This window comes from Ruegeria sp. HKCCD7559, from assembly GCF_013110575.1.
GTDB lineage: Bacteria > Pseudomonadota > Alphaproteobacteria > Rhodobacterales > Rhodobacteraceae > Ruegeria.
Window position 1 is genome coordinate 920,394 of record NZ_WVQU01000001.1, and the last position, 16,952, is coordinate 937,345.

Sequence of the window (16,952 nt, forward strand, 5' to 3'; positions counted from 1 at the left end):
GGGCCACGGTATAATGTCCGCACATACATGCTCAGGCTTGAGCGGCAGCGTCAAGAGGACATACCGTTTCTGACGCGTTCAATTGGCCGAGCGCCACACCAGATGGCGCAGAGCTGGACGAGGCAGAGGAAAGAGGCGAAAGGCAGGAAAATGGGCGGATTTTTCGGAGGAATGGTCGCGGGCGCGATCGTTGTTTTGATCTTGGGTGCGGTTGTGTCACTCAAGACGCCGATGGTGAATACCCCGGTTGTTGCAACCGAAGCACCGGCGCCGACGATTTCTGAAACGCCCGAGGCTCCGGCTGAAGTGGCAGACGCCGGTTCTGACGCCGATCTGGTGGAACTTGCCCCGCGTGCGCCAGAAGCCGCCGATGACGCCGGCGAGGATCTGGCCGATCTGTCGGGGCTGGAAACGTCAATCGATTCCCAGCCGGTTGTCGGCGCGGCAACTGACGCGCTGAACCAACCGGAAGCGGCAGGTGCAAATGAAGTGTCATTCGTGATCGAAGCACCCGCCGCCCTGCCAGAGCCAAGTCAGGTTCCCGCGATTCAGCCAGACGATGCGCTGCCTGCCGTCATTGATGAAACACCGGCCCCGCCGGCAGAGCCCGAGAACACCGAGGTGGCCGCGCTTGCGCCCGAGCCATACCCTCTGCCACGGGCAGCGCCAGAACCGGAGCCAGAGTCGACAGAGGCCGAAGAACAGAACCCCTTTGAAAACAGCCCGATTGCCGTGGAAGGGGATGAAGACACCATGCCTCGCGAACTGCCGCGCATCGCTGCGCTGCCCCAGATCGGGGGTGAGCAGAAAGCGAGTGCCAGCTCGATCATCGGAAAACGCGTCGTTCCGCTGACGGAACGGGATGATGAGCCCGTCGTGGAACAGGCCTCGGCTGAGGAGCCGAAATCGACCAAGCCGATCGAGCGTTTTGCGGCAAAGTTCGAAAACCCCGAATCCAAGCCGCTGATGTCCATTATTCTGATTGATGACGAGGGTGCATTCGGGTCCGAGGCGTTGCAGGACTTTCCCTATCCGATCAGCTTTGCCGTGAACCCATCGGATCCTGATGCGGCAGAAAAGATGGCCCGTCACCGCAAGGCCGGGTTCGAGGTGCTGGCCCTGGCGGATCTGCCCGAGGCCGCAAGCGCGCAGGACGCCGAGGTGTCGCTGTCGGTGTGGCTGGATACCCTGCCGGAAACGGTTGGTATTCTGGAAGGTGTGAACAGCGGGATTCAGGGCAATCGCAAACTGGCTGATCAGGTCGCCGCGATTGCTGCGGGAACCGGCCGGGGGCTGATCACGCAGGACAACGGGCTCAACACCGTGCAGAAACTGGCGGCGCGAAACGGAATTCCGTCCAGTGTCGTTTTCCGCGATATCGACGGCGCACGGCAGGATCCCAAAATCATGCGCAGATTCCTGGATCAGGCCGCGTTCCGTGCGGGTCAGGAAGGGACAGTGGTCATGCTGGGGCGCGTGCGTCCCGAAACGATTTCAGCCCTGTTGCTGTGGGGGCTGGAAGATCGGGGCAACCGCGTGGCAATGGCTCCGATCTCGGCCGTCATGATGAAACAGGTGCAGTAATCTTCGCAGAATGCAGAGAAAAGGGGCGGTGATCACCTGATCGGCCGCCCCTGTTTTTTTTTAGCCGTTTCCGTTGCCGGTAAACCGCGCGGCATCTGCCGCCGCGCGCCGTATGGCGTTGGATTTATGAACAGTTTCCATGAACTCGGCTTCGGGGTCGCTGTCGTAAACAACACCACCCCCAGCTTGGATATAGAGTTTCTGATCTTTCACGATGGCGGTACGCAGGGCGATACACATGTCCATGTCTCCGCCCGCGCTGAAATAGCCGACGCCGCCGCCGTAAACACCGCGTTTTTCCGGCTCCAGCTCGTCGATGATCTCCATCGCGCGCACTTTGGGCGCACCCGAAACCGTTCCTGCCGGCATACCCGCAAAAAAGGCATCCAACGCGTCTTTGTCTTCGGCCAGTTCGCCTACAACGTTTGATACGATGTGCATCACGTGGCTGTAGCGTTCGATGATGAATTCTTCGGTCGGACGCACGGTTCCGATCTTTGACACGCGACCGGTATCGTTGCGACCCAGATCCAGCAGCATCAGATGCTCGGCCAGTTCTTTCTTGTCGGCCAGCAGATCCAGCTCGTTCGCCTTGTCTTCTTCGGGCGTCGCGCCACGTGGGCGCGTGCCTGCGATGGGGCGAATGGTGACTTCATTGCCAAACACACGCACCAGGATTTCGGGGCTTGCGCCCACCACCTGAAAACCGCCGAAGTTGAAGTAGAACATGAAGGGTGACGGATTGGTGCGCCGCAAGGATCGGTAGAGAGCAAAAGGCGGCAGCGGAAAATCCTGCGTCCAGCGCTGTGCCGGGACAACCTGAAAGATGTCACCCGCGCGGATGTATTCCTTGGCCTTTTCAACCGCCTCCATATAGCCGGACTTGGTAAAGTTCGACACCGGCGCGGCGACCTCGCGCGCGTCGCCCAGATCGCGGGTTTCCGCGGGCATGGCACGTTCCAGGTCGCGGACCGCATCCATCACACGCTCAGCCGCCTGCGCATAGGCCGCCTTGGCCGATTGACCGTCGCTGGCCCAGGCGGGTGAAACCACCGTCACCTCACCCTTGACCCCATCCAGCACTGCGATGACAGACGGGCGCAGCATGATCGCATCGGGCAAACCCAGCGGATCAGGGTTCACATCCGGAAGGTGTTCCACCAGCCGAACCATGTCATAACCCAGATACCCGAACAGCCCGGTAGCGGCCTGTGGCAGGTCATCGGGCAATTCCATGCGGCTCTCGGCAAGAAGCGCACGCAGGTTGTCCATCGGGTTGCCATCTTGGGGCGAGAACGCCTCGGCATCGAACCGAGCCGAGCGATTCAGTTCCGAGGTTTCCCCGTGACAGCGCCAGACCAGATCAGGTTTCATGCCAATGATCGAATAGCGGCCACGAACCTCTCCGCCTGTCACCGATTCCAGCATGAACGCATCTTTCTGCGCGCCCGTCAGCTTGAGCATCAGTGACACAGGTGTGTCCAGATCGGCGGCCAGACGCGTATATACAGCCTGGTTTTCGCCCGCATCATAGGCGCGCGCGAAGGTTTCGAAATCGGGTGTCAGGGCCATATCGGTCTCGTTTAAAAGCTCGCCTGCACGGCGTTCAGCGCCTGTTGATCCACCACGGGGCGCGCCCGGGTCTGGGCGTCACGTACGTAGGCGTTAAAGATATTCTGTGCCAAAGCCTGATCCATCTGCGAGCTCAGGGCATCACGCAACTGACGCAGTTCATCCGTATCCGCCGGCGGCAGGGTTTCATCCAGACGCACTATCCAAGCCGCACCATTGCCCTCAACAACGCGCATCTCGCCCGGTTCCATCGCGAAAACTTCGTTCATGAAACTGGCCGGAACATCATCCAGAAACGCTGTGCGGGTCAGGGCGTTTTCGACTCGGAAGGGCAGGCCGGTCGCTGCGAAATCACCGTCAGGTGTCAGTTGGTTCAGAATGGCATCCGCCTTTTCGCGCAGGGCTTTGTTGATCTCGGCCTGTTGCCAGGCCTCGGCGACACGGTCGCGCGCGCTCTCCAGCGGTTCCGGGCGACGCGGCAGAACCTCGTCCAGGCGCAGGGCAAAAATTGACCCATCTTCCAGGAATGCGATTTCAGGGAAATCTCCTTCCTGCACGGCTTCTGCGGCCGCTCGGAACCCGTCATAGGCCGCAACGCCTTCGTCGCTGTCACGAGTCCAGTCGATCTGACCCAGTTCCATTTCGGTTTCTTCCGCCAGTTCTTCCAGCGTGGCACCGCCTGCCAGCATGTCGTTGATATCTTCGGATTGCGCTTCGATCAGACGGCGGGCGCGTTCAGTCGCCAACTCTTCGCGAAGTGCCGGCTCGGCCTCTTCAAATGGAACAGTGTTCGCAGCCAGTGATCCGTTGACGCGGAACAGGGCCGGACCAAACACCGAAGGCAACGGGCCCACGACAGTGTCAAGCTCGGCCGCAAAAACGGCGTCCGCAGCTTCGCCCAGATCCTCACGCGTCACGTCGCCCAGATCGATGTCATTCAGTTCCAGATCGCGATCCCGAACCAACTGTTCGAACGTTGTGCCGCCAACCTCAAGCTGCGCCAAAGCGTCCTTGGCGGCCTGTTCGCTTGGGAAGTTCAGACGTTCGACCAAACGGCGTTCAGGCTGGTTGTATTCGTCGGATCGTTCTTCATAGAGTTTGCGCAGCGCGTCTTCGTCGATTTCGACCGTGTCCACCAACATTGCTGGCGACAGAATCGCGTAAGTCAGCTGCTTGGTGCGGGGCAGCATGAACTGGTCCCCATTGTCATCATAGAATGCCTGGATCTGTGCGTCCGTTGGATCGGCCACAGGTGTATCCAGCGCTTCCGTTCCAACAGTTGCAACAGCAAAGCTGCGCCGCGCGCCGATATAATCGATCATCGTGTCCGTCAGCGTTGCCGGCATTTTTACGCCGCCCATGATTGCGCCCTGTACGATGGTTCGGGCGGATTCCTTGCGCAGATCGGATTCGAATTCGGAATCGGTCATGCCGACCTGTTCAAGCTGAAAGCGATAGGATTCACGGTCAAAAGTTCCGTTGACACCCTGAAATGCCGGGATCGAGATGATCTCTTGCTGAAGGTTCTCATCGCCGATGGAAATCCCAAGCTGACCGACCTCGTTGTCCAGCGCCGCCAAAGCGGTCAGGCGGGCAAGGGCGTTTCGGTCCAGACCCAGATCGCGGGCTTGCGACATCTGCAAAGGTTGCCCGGATTGTGCCTCCACCGCTCGAATCTCGCGCTGCAATTCGCGCACGTAGTCATCGACCGAGATGCTTTCGTCGCCGACTGTCGCAACTGTGCGGATCGTCCCGCTGAGGTTGACCGCGCCAAATCCCGCAAGGCCCAGCATCAGCAGGCCCATCAGAATCCAGACAAAGGTTTTCGAAAGACTTTTAGCGCCTGCGGCCATGATGCCCTCTTGTTTTTTCGGCAGAGTTCTGCCCTGTCGGTTGCGGCCCTGAATACGACGCACACCGCCGAGGGGCAAGCTTAGAAGGACAGGGCCTGCAACCGGTCGAACAATTGGCCCAGCCCGGCCCGATCCAGATTGGCAAAAGCAATGCGCACCTGCCGTTTTCCAGCCGGGTCATGATCCGGCATGAACATGGTTCCGGGCAACAGCAGCACGCCAGCTTCGCTGACCAGACGGCGCGCGAGCTCGTCTGAGGGCATATCAAACGGATGTTCGAGATAGGCAAAATAGGCGCCAAGTCCCAAAAGCCGCCACCCCCGTGCTTCAAGCGCCGGCATCCCTTCTGCAATGGCTGCGCGGCGGTCAAGAATTTCGTCACGCTCGCCGGCCAGCCATTGCGACAGGTTTTGCATACCCCACAACGCTGCGAACTGGCCGATCTGGCCCGGGCAAATGGCGACCGTATCCAGAAATTTCTCGACCTCGGCCAACAACGCCGGGTTTGTTGCGATGGCACCCACCCTGTGGCCCGTCAGACGATAAGCCTTGGAGAAAGAGTAAAGGTGGACAAGCGTTTCGTCCCACCCGGGTTGCTGAAACAGATCATGCGGGGGGCCGCTTCGGCTGTCGAAATCGCGATAGGTTTCATCGACGATCAGGCGGATCCCGGTTTTACGGGCCAGGTTGAAAAACGCCCTGACCAGTTCGGCAGGGTATTCGACGCCGCCCGGATTGTTGGGCGTGACCAGCGCAATGGCGCGTGTCTTGTCGGTAATCAATCCGCGCGCACGCTCTGGATCGGGCAAAAGATCCTCCCCGGTCGGCAGGTCCACGGCCTGTACTCCGGCCATGTCCAGCCACATTTTGTGGTTGAAATACCAGGGGGTTGGCAGAATGACCTCATCCGCTTCGCCGGTAATCGCCGATATCACGGCCGAAAACGCCTGATTGCAGCCCGAGGTGATGGCGATCCGAGGTGCGTCTACCTGCGCCGCATAGTGAGAACTGATCTGCGCCGCCAGTTCGGCGCGCAGATCGTCATTGCCCAATACCGGGCCGTAAAGATGTGCGCTGTCTTCGCGAACGGCGAAGTCGGCCATAGCCTGCCGCAAGGCCAGCGGCGGCGGATCGACCGGGGCCGCCTGGCTTACGTTGATCAACGGGCGGTCGGATGGGAAGGCAACGCCCTCGACCCATCGGCGCGCCTCCATCACCGGAGGGGCGAATGTTGCGGCGGTGCGGCTGAGCGTCATGAGCGGTCTACTGTTCAGAAATCAATCGGTGCCGCGATACGGCTCGACATATTGAAGGGCCATATCCCATGGGAAGAAGATCCATGTGTCCTGGCTGACTTCGGTGATGAAGGTATCCACCATCGGGCGGCCCTTGGGTTTGGCGTAAACCGTCGCGAAATGCGCATTCGGGTACATGTCCCGAACCAGTTCCAACGTCTTTCCGCTGTCGACCAGGTCGTCGATGATCAGAATACCGGTTCCGTCACCCATCAGGTCGGCGTCCGGAGATTTCAACACCTCTGCTTCACCCTGTTCCTGGTGGTGGTATGAACGCACGCTGATCGTGTCGACCGTACGGATGTCCAGTTCTCGGCTGACGATCATCGCAGGCGCCATGCCGCCGCGCGTGATCGCGACAACACCCCGCCAGTTGCCATCATCGGGACCTTGCCCGTCAAGACGCCAGGCCAGTGCACGCGAATCGCGATGAATCTGGTCCCAGCTGATGTGAAAGCCTTTTTCGTGGGGCAGGCGGTCCTTGGCGCTCATGTTCTTAACCTTTTTCAACGTCCGGGGCGTCAACGGCCTTCATGCCGACAATGTGATACCCCGAATCCACATGCAGATTCTCACCGGTTACGCCGCTGGACAAATCCGACAGAAGATACAGCGCCGAGTTGCCGACGTCATCGATCGTCACGTTGCGGCGCAGGGGCGAGTTATATTCGTTCCACTTCATGATATAGCGGAAATCGCCGATGCCGCTGGCGGCCAGCGTCTTGATCGGGCCGGCCGAGATCGAGTTCACGCGGATGCCATCCTTGCCCAGATCCTCGGCCAGGTATTTGACCGACGCCTCCAGCGCGGCCTTGGCGACGCCCATGACATTATAATGCGGCATGACCTGCTCGGCGCCGTAATAGGTCAGGGTCACAGCGCTGCCGCCTTCTGACATCATCTTTTCGGCACGCTGCATCACGGCTGTGAAGGAATATACCGACACATCCATCGTCAGTTTGAAATTCGCGCGGCTGGTGTCGACATAGCGACCGCGCAGCTCGTTCTTGTCGGAAAAGCCGATGGCGTGGACGACGAAGTCCAGCTTGCCCCATTTCTCTTCCAGCGCTGCAAACAGCGCGTCGATGGACGCTTCGTCACTGACGTCGCAGGGCAGAACGATTTCGCTGCCCAATTGCGCCGCCAGCGGGTCGACGCGCTTTTTCAAAGCCTCGCCCTGATAGGAAAAGGCCAGCTCGGCCCCGGCGTTCGACAAGGCGCGGGCGATTCCCCATGCGATTGATTTGTCATTGGCCAGTCCCATGATGAGGCCGCGCTTGCCGGCCATCAACTGATTTGACATGTTCGGTTCTCCGCCTGTCTTCGCGTTATGTTGAGTTGGTTTATGCCATTGGTTGCGTTGCATCAAGGCCGTGCGCTCTTGCCCGCAGCGGGTTCTCGCCTTAGGTTCGTCGTTAATACTTTCCAGGGGATGGAAATGACCGAGCGTGATGGCATCTTTGCTGGCTCCGATCCGTTTGAAATAGCGGCCCGGTGGCTTGCCGAGGCTGAAGAAACCGAATTGAACGACCCGAATGCGATTGCGCTTGCAACCGTTGATCCAGATGGCATGCCAAATGCTCGCATGGTGTTGCTCAAGGAAATCGAAGCGGACTCGTTTGTTTTTTATACGAACTACGAAAGCGCCAAGGCCAAGGAACTGGATGCAGCCGGAAAAGCTGCATTTGTGATGCATTGGAAATCTTTGCGGCGTCAGCTTCGTGTTCGTGGTATAATACGTCGTGAAAATGGGCCCCAGGCTGATGAATATTATGCATCAAGGTCATTGAAAAGCCGACTGGGCGCGTGGGCCTCAAAGCAGTCGCAACCGCTTTCAAGTCGGGCAGCTTTGATGGCAGAGGTCGCGAAAGTGACGGCGAAACTTGGGCCAAATCCACCGCGTCCGCCGTTTTGGGGCGGGTACAGATTGACGCCCACCGAGATTGAGTTCTGGGCCGATGGTGCATTCCGCTTGCATGACCGGTTCAGATGGCAACGAATTGAGCCGGGATCGGCATGGCATGTTGAAAGGTTGAATCCATGACGTTCACGTGTCGTGAAATGCAACAGGCAGAAAACAAACAATCTTTTCAGCTTGAATTTGTCTGCCATTCCCCTAAACAACAAACCCTTAACGAACTGCTGAAATTCGCGATGGGAAAACCGTGCCAGAAGACCTGAACAACATGTACCGCGTCCGTGGACACGTAAAATGGTTCGACCCCGCCAAGGGGTTTGGCTTTGTTGTGTCCGAAGAGGGCGGCCCGGATATCCTGTTGCATGTGAATGTTCTGCGCAACTACGGCCAGAGCTCGGTTGCGGATGGCGCCAGCATTGAAATCATGACTCACCGCACGGACCGAGGGGTTCAGGCGGTCGAGGTCGTTGCGATTGATCCGCCGGCGCGGACCGACTCGATGATGCTAGCTGATTTTGCCGAGTTGGATCCGGAGGTCATCGCAAAAGCGCCGCTGGAAGCCGCGCGGGTGAAATGGTTCGACAAGGGCAAAGGTTTCGGATTCGCCAATGTGTTTGGGCGCAACGAAGACGTATTCCTTCATATCGAGGTGCTGCGCCGCTCGGGGCTTGCCGATCTGCAACCTGGTGAAGCGCTGGCCATGAGGGTGATCGACGGCAAGCGGGGTCGGATGGCGGCGCAGGTTCTGGCCTGGGAAGCGGCTTTGGATAGCTGAACCGAATGAAACGGCTTCGGATACTCTTGACCATATTCGTAACGTTGTGGACAGGAGTTGCCGCTGCCGCATGCAGATCGGACCGTGTCACGCTCAGAAATGACAGTGCGACGGTGCAATTTAACGTGGAAGTCGCCGTTACTCCGCAAGAGCGATCCCGCGGTTTGATGTTTCGCGAATCGTTGCCGGCTCGATCCGGTATGCTGTTCGTCTTTGATCCGCCGCAGCCCGTTGCGTTCTGGATGAAGAACACCCTGATCCCGCTCGATATGGTATTTCTGGATCGCACCGGTTTGGTGACGCGTGTGCATGAAGAGGCGATTCCGGGTGATCTTACGCCGATTGAAGGGGGCGATTCCGTATTTGCGGTGCTGGAAATCAATGCAGGATTGTCCGCGCGCTACTCTATCAGGCCCGGGACACAGATGAAGCACGAAATTTTTTCGCAAGGACCTGCAATTTGGCCCTGTTAGGGCTTTTCAAATCAGATCGGCGTCGTTAGGAAGGCGCACGGTCCGGGGCGTGGCGCAGTCTGGTAGCGCACCTGTTTTGGGTACAGGGGGTCGTAGGTTCGAATCCTGCCGCCCCGACCACTTCCATCAAGCTAATTCGGCGAGCCACCCATTGTCTGGTAGAGCTCGCTGATGGCTTGGTTCAGAACCTTGCTTTCAACCGGAACTTCAACTGCCGCACCGGATTTTTGCGGGACGTGGAAGAAAACACGCGCGTCCACGCGATACCCTGCGTTTGTTTTTGTTGACGTAAGACGCATGACGCTTTGCGGCAGCTCCTGCGGATGGCCGTCATAGTTCAGAATCAGATAAGCTGTCGCCTTGGGGGGCAGGAACTCGCTGCATTCAAAGATTTGATTCCCGGTTTTCCTGAAAGACTCGCCAGGGCCCGAGCAGCTGGTTTCAAACGTGTCGAACAGTCGTTGAGGGAAGGAGTCGAACTGTGCGCTGCGTGACGGGATGGGCACATCCTGTGGTGCGCAGGCCACGATGCAGGCTGTGGCCGGGATAAAATGAAACAACTTCATTCGCTTGAGCTCCCTCGCTCGTGGGTAGACCGTTCGGCACATGGCGCGGGACAGTCCGCCCGGACAGCATTGATTCCGTTTCAAGGTAACCAGCATGTCGTTGGTTGATCAAATGCAGATAACTATGCTGGTAAAAACGGGAATTCATTTTGAGAGTTCAAAACATCGGCGGAAATACGCCGTGGATGAAGTTGTGGAGGAATCGCGACCTGCACGCAGAAGGCTTCACGCAACCATCAGGTCAACAAAAAAGATTTGGAAAATGACCGAAAAAGGGCGTTGACCTTCTATGGGAACATACGTCAAATTGTATGGGCCAACGAGATTGCCACAATATCTGGTGTATAATCCGGAAAAGGCAGCGGGCGAGGGTCGGAAAAGCACAATCGTTTTACGTGCGGTCGCATTTGCGGCTTTGCGCTGTCTCAGACAGCGAACAGTACCTTTTTGCGCGCGTCTCAGGGCGTTGTGGGCGACACCCTGCAACACAAGATTTGGTGTCGGGAATCGGAAATTGAGCTGTATTAACCAGGGCTGCGGACATGAAGATTGAAAGAAAATTCACCAAACCGGATCAGGACGCCTATGCGGAACTGAATTTTGTGTCTGCAACATCTGAAATCCGAAATCCGGACGGTACAATCGTTTTTCGTCTGGATGACATCGAAGTCCCCTCGAGCTGGTCGCAGGTCGCAAGTGATGTGATTGCGCAGAAATACTTCCGCAAGGCGGGGGTGCCCACCAAGCTCAAGAAAGTGAAAGAAAAAGACGTTCCTGAATTCCTGTGGCGATCGGTTCCCGCGGACGGCGCAGAGTTCGAAGGAGAAACATCATCCAAGCAAGTGTTCGACCGTCTGGCCGGTGCCTGGGCCTATTGGGGCTGGAAGGGCGGCTATTTCTCGACCGAGGAAGACGCGCGCGCCTATTTCGACGAGATGCGATATATGCTGGCAACCCAGCGCGCGGCGCCGAATTCGCCGCAGTGGTTCAACACGGGCCTGCACTGGGCGTATGGAATCGATGGCCCGGCGCAGGGGCACCACTATGTCGATTACAAGACCGGCAAGCTGACCAAGTCGAAATCGGCCTATGAGCATCCTCAGCCGCACGCGTGCTTCATCCAGTCAGTCGATGATGATCTGGTGAATGAAGGCGGCATCATGGATCTGTGGGTGCGCGAGGCGCGCCTGTTCAAATACGGGAGCGGAACAGGCACCAACTTCAGCCATCTGCGAGCCGAAGGCGAGGCACTGTCGGGTGGCGGCAAGTCCTCGGGCCTCATGGGCTTTCTCAAGATCGGCGACCGCGCCGCTGGCGCGATCAAATCAGGCGGGACAACCCGTCGGGCAGCAAAGATGGTGATCGTCGATGCAGATCACCCGGACATCGAGCAATTCATCGAATGGAAGGTGATTGAAGAACAGAAGGTGGCCTCGATCGTTGCCGGATCGAAGATGCACGAGAAGATGTTGAACGGCATTTTCGAGGCCATCCGCAGCTGGGACGGCGCGCAAGACGATGCGTATGATCCCAACAAGAATGACAACCTGAAAAAGGCGGTTCGTGAGGCCAAAAAGGTCGCGATTCCTGAGACTTATATCAAACGCGTACTGGATTACGCCAAGCAGGGGCACGGCAGCATCGAATTCCCGACCTACGATACGGATTGGGATTCGGAAGCCTATAGCTCGGTTTCAGGTCAGAACTCGAACAACTCGATCCGCGTTACGAACGCCTTCCTGACTGCCGTCGAGAAGGACGCGGATTGGGAGTTGATCAACCGCACCGATGGAAAGGTTGCCCGCACCGTTAAGGCGCGTGATCTGTGGGAAAAAGTAGGCCACGCCGCCTGGGCCTGCGCCGATCCAGGCATTCAGTTCCACGACACCGTCAATGAATGGCACACATGCCCCGAAGACGGTGAGATTCGCGGTTCGAACCCTTGCTCGGAATACATGTTCCTCGACGACACGGCCTGTAACCTGGCGTCGATGAACCTGCTGACTTTCCTTAAAGATGGTGAGTTCCAAGCCGCGGACTACATGCACGCCTCTCGCCTGTGGACCCTGACACTGGAAATCTCGGTGACGATGGCGCAGTTCCCGTCGAAGGAAATCGCGCAGCTGTCGTATGACTTCCGGACGCTGGGACTGGGTTACGCCAATATCGGCGGTCTGTTGATGAACATGGGCTACAGCTATGACTCGGACGAGGGCCGGGCGATCTGTGGTGCGCTGACCGCGATCATGACGGGTGTCGCCTACGCGACCTCGGCTGAGATCGCAGGAGAGCTGGGTCCGTTCAAAGGTTACGAGCGCAACGCCGACCACATGCTGCGTGTCATCCGCAATCACCGCCGTGCGTCGCAGGGTGTGACCGAAGGCTATGAGAAACTGGCGGTGAAACCGGTGCCTCTGGACCACGGCAACTGCCCGGACAAACGTCTGGTCGATCTGGCCATGTCGGCCTGGGATGAGGCGCTGAGCCTCGGTGAGAAGAACGGATACCGCAACGCACAGGCCACTGTGATCGCTCCGACTGGCACCATCGGTCTGGTAATGGATTGCGACACCACAGGGATCGAACCGGACTTTGCGCTGGTCAAGTTCAAGAAGCTGGCCGGTGGCGGTTACTTCAAGATCATCAACCGCTCGGTGCCTTCGGCGCTTGAGAAGCTGGGGTATTCCTCGTCTCAGATCGAAGAGATCGTGGGCTATGCCGTCGGTCACGGCACCATCGGCAACGCTCCGGGGATCAACCACACTTCGTTGACGGGTCATGGCTTTGGCCCGAACGAGTTGGCTAAAGTAGACGCCGCACTGGAAAGCGCCTTCGACATCCGCTTTGTCTTCAACCAGTGGACACTGGGCGAGGACTTTTGCACCGGCGTTCTGGGCATCCCGGCGACCAAGCTGAATGACCCGACTTTCGATCTGCTGCGCCATCTGGGCTTTACCAAGGCGGATATCGACGCGGCGAACGATCACGTCTGCGGAACCATGACGCTTGAGGGTGCGCCGCATCTGAAGGAAGAGCATTATTCGATCTTCGACTGTGCCAACCCGTGCGGCAAGAAAGGCAAGCGTTTCCTTGGGGTTGATAGCCACATCACCATGATGGCGGCGGCGCAGAGCTTTATCTCGGGTGCGATCTCGAAGACGATCAACATGCCGAATGACGCGACCATCGAGGATTGCCAGAAAGCTTACGAACTCAGCTGGTCGCTGGGTGTGAAGGCCAACGCGCTGTACCGCGATGGCTCGAAGCTGTCGCAGCCTCTGGCGGCAGCTTTGGTCGAAGATGACGACGAGGCGGCGGAAGTGCTAGAAAGCGGTTCGACGCAGGAAAAAGCCGTGGTTCTGGCCGAGAAGGTGATCGAGAAAGTCGTGGTCAAGGAAATGATCCGCAGCCATCGCGAGAAGCTGCCGCATCGCCGCAAGGGTTATACTCAAAAGGCCATTGTTGGCGGCCACAAGGTCTATCTGCGCACCGGTGAGTTCGAAGACGGCAAGCTGGGTGAGATCTTCATCGACATGCACAAGGAAGGCGCTGGCTTCCGGGCGATGATGAACAACTTCGCCATCGCCGTTTCGGTCGGCCTGCAATACGGCGTGCCGCTGGAAGAGTTTGTCGACGCCTTCACTTTCACCAAGTTCGAACCGGCGGGAATGGTGCAGGGCAACGACTCGATCAAGAACGCAACGTCGATCCTGGATTACATCTTCCGCGAACTGGCCGTGTCCTATCTGGACCGCACCGATCTGGCCCACGTGAAACCCGAAGGCGCAACCTTTGACGATTTGGGTCGGGGCGAGGACGAGGGTGTCTCGAATGTATCGGAAATCAGCGATACAGCCGCGTCCAAGTCGTTGGAAGTGCTGAAACAAATCAGCTCCACCGGCTATCTGCGCAAGCGCTTGCCGCAAGATCTGGCTGTGTTCAACGCGGGTCAGGTCGAGGTGAACGGTATGGCTGAACCAGCGGCTTCCTTCGAAGCACCGGCAGCCGAAACGGCGGTGGCCACCGGAATGGACGCCCGCACAAAGGCCAAGATGCAGGGGTACGAGGGCGATCCCTGCGGCGAATGCGGAAACTACACGCTGGTGCGCAACGGCACCTGCATGAAATGCAACACCTGTGGCGCGACAAGCGGGTGTAGCTGAGTTTAGCGCCCCGGCAACCCGGGGTGCAGGGGTCGGATAGCTGCCACAGGTACCGACCCCGACGAATACGGAGCAAGGCACTGAGACTTACCGTTGATGCCTTGGTCCACTCGGCCGACATGCCCGTGTTGGCCGGAAACAGGGTGGGGCGGAATATTTGCTCCCTCCCACTCTTTCACGGAACGGGTGCGCTCGTTCCATGCGACGTCCAGGCCGCAGGCAAAAAAAACACCGGGCGGTCAACGAAATGAGCCTGGATGGCGAAACTGACAGGGGGCTTCGGCCCCCTTTCTTTTTTGCGACTGGTTGCCCGGATAAGCGCGGTCCTGCCGGATCGGGCCATGCCTGTCGGGCAAGTTCTGCCGAAACGGGTCTGGCAAGGTTTTGCCCGGCGGTGTGTCGCAACACCGACTCGGGCAAACACGCAAAGATTGGCGCGATTTCCCGGAAATCACGTAAAACGGGTGACGCCTGCGGCTGTTCCGGTGTTTCTGGGGCTTGTCCGGACGAAAACATAATCAACTTATCCAGGAGGCACGAAAATGAAACCGCAGTACTTGATTGGGATTTCCATTGCTGCACTGACCTTGCCGGGAGTGCTCTCGGCGCAGTCCTCAACCGACGCCAATGGCGATGGCGTTCTGACCATCGAAGAAATTCAGGCCGTGTTGCCCGACGTTGACGCTGATACATTTTCGGCGATGGACGCAAATGGCGACGGGGCGCTGGATGCTGATGAAGTGGCCGTTGCACAAGAGGCAGGTTTGCTTCCACCCAGCAACGGGTAGACAAGAAAGGGCGGCCCGACACTCATCGGGCCGCTTTTTCTGATGCTATAACGGCAAGTGAATGTTGAATTTTTCTCGAATCTCAGCATCCAGAACCGGGTCGAACCGGGCCGCCGACGGGGTGGACAGGATCTCATTCTTTCGGGCCACTGCCTTTTCAACCAGATCCGGTTTGCCAAGCTCCACCCATTCCTTGGGGGAAGAGCGGTCACCAAAGGTCGGATAGACATAGTCGGCCTGCATCCGGCTGAGGGTCGCATCGGTGCCCAGATAATGACCGGGGCCGCCCATGCATACGGATGCGATCTGATCCAACGCCAGGGTTTCATCGGTCACTTCGATCCCGCGCACACAGCGCTGCGCCTGACCGATCAGGTCGTCGCTGAGGATGAGGCTTTCAAAGCAGAACCCCAGCAGCGAGGCGTGCATGCCAGCGGCTTCATAAACCATGTTCAGACCGGACAGCCCGGCCATCACGTTCGAGCACATCTGTTCCCACCCGGCCTGCATGTCGGGCAGCTTCGAATCTGATGCGCCGGCTGCCGCGCCCCCCGGCAAGTCGTAGAAACGGTGCATCTGGGCGCAGCCTGCCGTCAGCAGGGCTTGTTCGCCGGAACCGATGGACATTGCGCCGGTCCGTAGATCAAGACCAAAGGGCCAGGTGCCGAAAACTGCGGGCGCGCCGGGACTTACGGCGTTTACATAAACCAATCCCGCAAGGCATTCCGCCGTGGCCTGGGCGATTGCTCCGGCGATGGTTGATGGCGCGGTGGCGCCGGCCATTCCGGCTGACAGCAACAGAACCGGCATTCCGGCCTTGATGCATTCCTCCATCACTTCGCAGCTTTCAGTGGCGAATTTCATCGGTGGGACGACGAAGCAGTTCGAGTTCGACACAAATGGTCGCTCGCGATATTTATCTTCGCCGCCCGCGATCATATAGATCATCTCCATCGCGGGGGCGACGTGGCTGGGTTCCGTGAAGGATGTGCCGACGTGTTTGAATGTTCCTGAACAGCTGGCGTAGATCGTGTTCAGGTCCATTTCCAGGTTGTCCGTGATGTCGCGACAGACCATGGGGCGCTGAACAAAGTGAATATTGTCAAGCTGTTGGCAGATACGTGCGGCATCGTGCAAATCCTGAACGGTTGAATCGCGATACTCGCGACCATGCACGTCGACCATTGAAACGGCTGCACCAGCCGTGCCGTAATGTACTTTTGTACCTGTCAGGTCCAGATCGGTTTTCCCGTCACGGCTGTACAAAGTGACATTGCGGTTCGCCTTTGCGATCGTGTCTTCGACAAGCGCACGGGGAAAGCGGACGCGGCCATCGTCGCCCAATGCGCAGCCTGCACCAACCAGATAGTCGATCCCGTTTTGCGGCGCGTCCGCCAGACCAATTGTTTCCAATGCGGTCAGGGCGGCCTCGTGGATACGTTCGATCTGTGCTTGGGTCAGGACATTCAAGACACCGCCTTCCATACCGGGGCGCACGGGGCGCAGATGTTCAGGCAATGCGGTTGCACGGGCAGCGCGACGCGCAGCGCGACCGCCGCTGCGCGATGTGTTGCGGGATTGGTCGTTCATTTCTATTTCCGATCTGTGAGAGATGTTTGGGGAACTGGCAAATGGCCGCTTACGGCCGTCCTCTCGCTGCACGTCCCCGGTCCGCACCAATGGTGCGGCTGATCAGGCTGATTTTCCAGTCGTGGTCAGTCATTCCGCCTCTCAACGTTTGGCGCAACAATTCCAAAACACGGCGACGCAATCTGTTCTGTTTGCGACCTCAACGGAATTTACTTCAGCAAATATCTGCCCAACAAACCTCTGACGGAATTCTGAGGCAGATTTTCTCCCTCGAGGACAGAAATCTGTTATACTGCATTCACTTACTCTTGAGCTTTGCGTGCAAGGAATTGAACTCTGACAAAAGCGATCCCAGTTGAATTGTAAGTTAACACA

The 16,952-nt window shown here is 58.2% G+C and carries 13 protein-coding genes and 1 tRNA gene; 7 read left to right on the forward strand and 7 right to left on the reverse strand.

Translation table 11 applies throughout. The features are described 5' to 3' along the window. The first annotated feature begins 150 nt into the window (after positions 1 to 150). Positions 151 to 1,584, forward strand: coding sequence for a polysaccharide deacteylase family 2 protein (locus GS605_RS04630; protein WP_171723205.1), 1,434 nt, complete (start codon positions 151 to 153; stop codon positions 1,582 to 1,584). A 60-nt stretch (positions 1,585 to 1,644) separates the two neighbouring features. Here the strand turns inward: GS605_RS04630 and trpE are convergent, their stop codons facing one another. The 5 genes from trpE to fabI form a co-directional block, all read right to left on the reverse strand. Then, the gene (gene trpE, locus GS605_RS04635) at positions 1,645 to 3,156 is read right to left on the reverse strand and encodes an anthranilate synthase component I (RefSeq protein ID WP_171632227.1); all 1,512 of its coding nucleotides are present in this window, start codon (positions 3,154 to 3,156) and stop codon (positions 1,645 to 1,647) included. Positions 3,157 to 3,167: 11 nt separating this feature from the next. Continuing rightward, positions 3,168 to 5,009, reverse strand: a complete 1,842-nt coding sequence (locus GS605_RS04640; protein WP_171723206.1) for a peptidylprolyl isomerase — start codon at positions 5,007 to 5,009, stop codon at positions 3,168 to 3,170. A gap of 80 nt (positions 5,010 to 5,089) precedes the next feature. Beyond that, positions 5,090 to 6,265: an aminotransferase gene (locus GS605_RS04645; protein WP_171723207.1), complete on the reverse strand. Its 1,176-nt coding sequence runs from the start codon at positions 6,263 to 6,265 to the stop codon at positions 5,090 to 5,092. Positions 6,266 to 6,286: 21 nt separating this feature from the next. Beyond that, a complete protein-coding gene (gene gpt, locus GS605_RS04650) occupies positions 6,287 to 6,796 on the reverse strand; it encodes a xanthine phosphoribosyltransferase (protein WP_152458089.1) in 510 nt (169 codons plus the stop codon). Between the two features lie 4 nt (positions 6,797 to 6,800). Beyond that, complete coding sequence (gene fabI / locus GS605_RS04655) at positions 6,801 to 7,607, reverse strand: enoyl-ACP reductase FabI (RefSeq protein WP_171228263.1); 807 nt, start codon at positions 7,605 to 7,607, stop codon at positions 6,801 to 6,803. Between the two features lie 135 nt (positions 7,608 to 7,742). On the opposite strand from fabI, the gene pdxH reads away from it, so the two are divergent. From pdxH to GS605_RS04675, 4 genes are all read left to right on the forward strand, one after another. Beyond that, on the forward strand, positions 7,743 to 8,348 hold the full coding sequence (gene pdxH, locus GS605_RS04660) for a pyridoxamine 5'-phosphate oxidase (RefSeq protein ID WP_171723642.1): 606 nt from the start codon (positions 7,743 to 7,745) through the stop codon (positions 8,346 to 8,348). Positions 8,349 to 8,490: 142 nt separating this feature from the next. Beyond that, positions 8,491 to 8,997 carry a cold-shock protein gene (locus GS605_RS04665; protein ID WP_216598188.1) on the forward strand — a complete coding sequence of 169 codons (507 nt, stop codon included), beginning with the start codon at positions 8,491 to 8,493 and terminating at the stop codon, positions 8,995 to 8,997. Between the two features lie 5 nt (positions 8,998 to 9,002). Further along, entirely contained in the window at positions 9,003 to 9,470 is a 468-nt protein-coding gene (locus GS605_RS04670) for a DUF192 domain-containing protein (protein WP_171723208.1), read from the forward strand. Between the two features lie 43 nt (positions 9,471 to 9,513). Further along, positions 9,514 to 9,590, forward strand: a tRNA-Pro gene (locus tag GS605_RS04675). An 11-nt stretch (positions 9,591 to 9,601) separates the two neighbouring features. Here the strand turns inward: GS605_RS04675 and GS605_RS04680 are convergent. Continuing rightward, positions 9,602 to 10,036, reverse strand: coding sequence for a hypothetical protein (locus tag GS605_RS04680; RefSeq protein ID WP_171723209.1), 435 nt, complete (start codon positions 10,034 to 10,036; stop codon positions 9,602 to 9,604). A 542-nt stretch (positions 10,037 to 10,578) separates the two neighbouring features. Here GS605_RS04680 and GS605_RS04685 point away from each other — a divergent pair. Both GS605_RS04685 and GS605_RS04690 read left to right on the forward strand, forming a co-directional pair. Further along, positions 10,579 to 14,199 (forward strand): vitamin B12-dependent ribonucleotide reductase, encoded by a 3,621-nt coding sequence (locus GS605_RS04685; RefSeq protein ID WP_171723210.1) that lies wholly within the window; start codon positions 10,579 to 10,581, stop codon positions 14,197 to 14,199. Positions 14,200 to 14,741: 542 nt separating this feature from the next. Then, positions 14,742 to 14,987 (forward strand): hypothetical protein, encoded by a 246-nt coding sequence (locus GS605_RS04690; protein ID WP_117868858.1) that lies wholly within the window; start codon positions 14,742 to 14,744, stop codon positions 14,985 to 14,987. A gap of 45 nt (positions 14,988 to 15,032) precedes the next feature. On the opposite strand, the gene GS605_RS04695 is transcribed toward GS605_RS04690, so the two are convergent. Next, on the reverse strand, positions 15,033 to 16,577 hold the full coding sequence (locus GS605_RS04695; RefSeq protein ID WP_171723211.1) for a trimethylamine methyltransferase family protein: 1,545 nt from the start codon (positions 16,575 to 16,577) through the stop codon (positions 15,033 to 15,035). Positions 16,578 to 16,952: the final 375 nt, after the last annotated feature.

Excerpts from the sequence above, each read along its gene's own strand:
- fabI (WP_171228263.1), bottom strand. The coding sequence starts at position 7,607 with ATGTCAAATCAGTTGATGGCCGGCAAGCGCGGCCTCATCATGGGACTG.
- GS605_RS04680 (WP_171723209.1), bottom strand. The coding sequence starts at position 10,036 with ATGAAGTTGTTTCATTTTATCCCGGCCACAGCCTGCATCGTGGCCTGC.
- GS605_RS04630 (WP_171723205.1), top strand. The coding sequence starts at position 151 with ATGGGCGGATTTTTCGGAGGAATGGTCGCGGGCGCGATCGTTGTTTTG.
- gpt (WP_152458089.1), bottom strand. The coding sequence starts at position 6,796 with ATGAGCGCCAAGGACCGCCTGCCCCACGAAAAAGGCTTTCACATCAGC.
- GS605_RS04645 (WP_171723207.1), bottom strand. The coding sequence starts at position 6,265 with ATGACGCTCAGCCGCACCGCCGCAACATTCGCCCCTCCGGTGATGGAG.
- GS605_RS04690 (WP_117868858.1), top strand. The coding sequence starts at position 14,742 with ATGAAACCGCAGTACTTGATTGGGATTTCCATTGCTGCACTGACCTTG.
- pdxH (WP_171723642.1), top strand. The coding sequence starts at position 7,743 with ATGACCGAGCGTGATGGCATCTTTGCTGGCTCCGATCCGTTTGAAATA.
- GS605_RS04665 (WP_216598188.1), top strand. The coding sequence starts at position 8,491 with ATGTACCGCGTCCGTGGACACGTAAAATGGTTCGACCCCGCCAAGGGG.
- GS605_RS04670 (WP_171723208.1), top strand. The coding sequence starts at position 9,003 with ATGAAACGGCTTCGGATACTCTTGACCATATTCGTAACGTTGTGGACA.
- trpE (WP_171632227.1), bottom strand. The coding sequence starts at position 3,156 with ATGGCCCTGACACCCGATTTCGAAACCTTCGCGCGCGCCTATGATGCG.
- GS605_RS04640 (WP_171723206.1), bottom strand. The coding sequence starts at position 5,009 with ATGGCCGCAGGCGCTAAAAGTCTTTCGAAAACCTTTGTCTGGATTCTG.
- GS605_RS04695 (WP_171723211.1), bottom strand. The coding sequence starts at position 16,577 with ATGAACGACCAATCCCGCAACACATCGCGCAGCGGCGGTCGCGCTGCG.
- GS605_RS04685 (WP_171723210.1), top strand. The coding sequence starts at position 10,579 with ATGAAGATTGAAAGAAAATTCACCAAACCGGATCAGGACGCCTATGCG.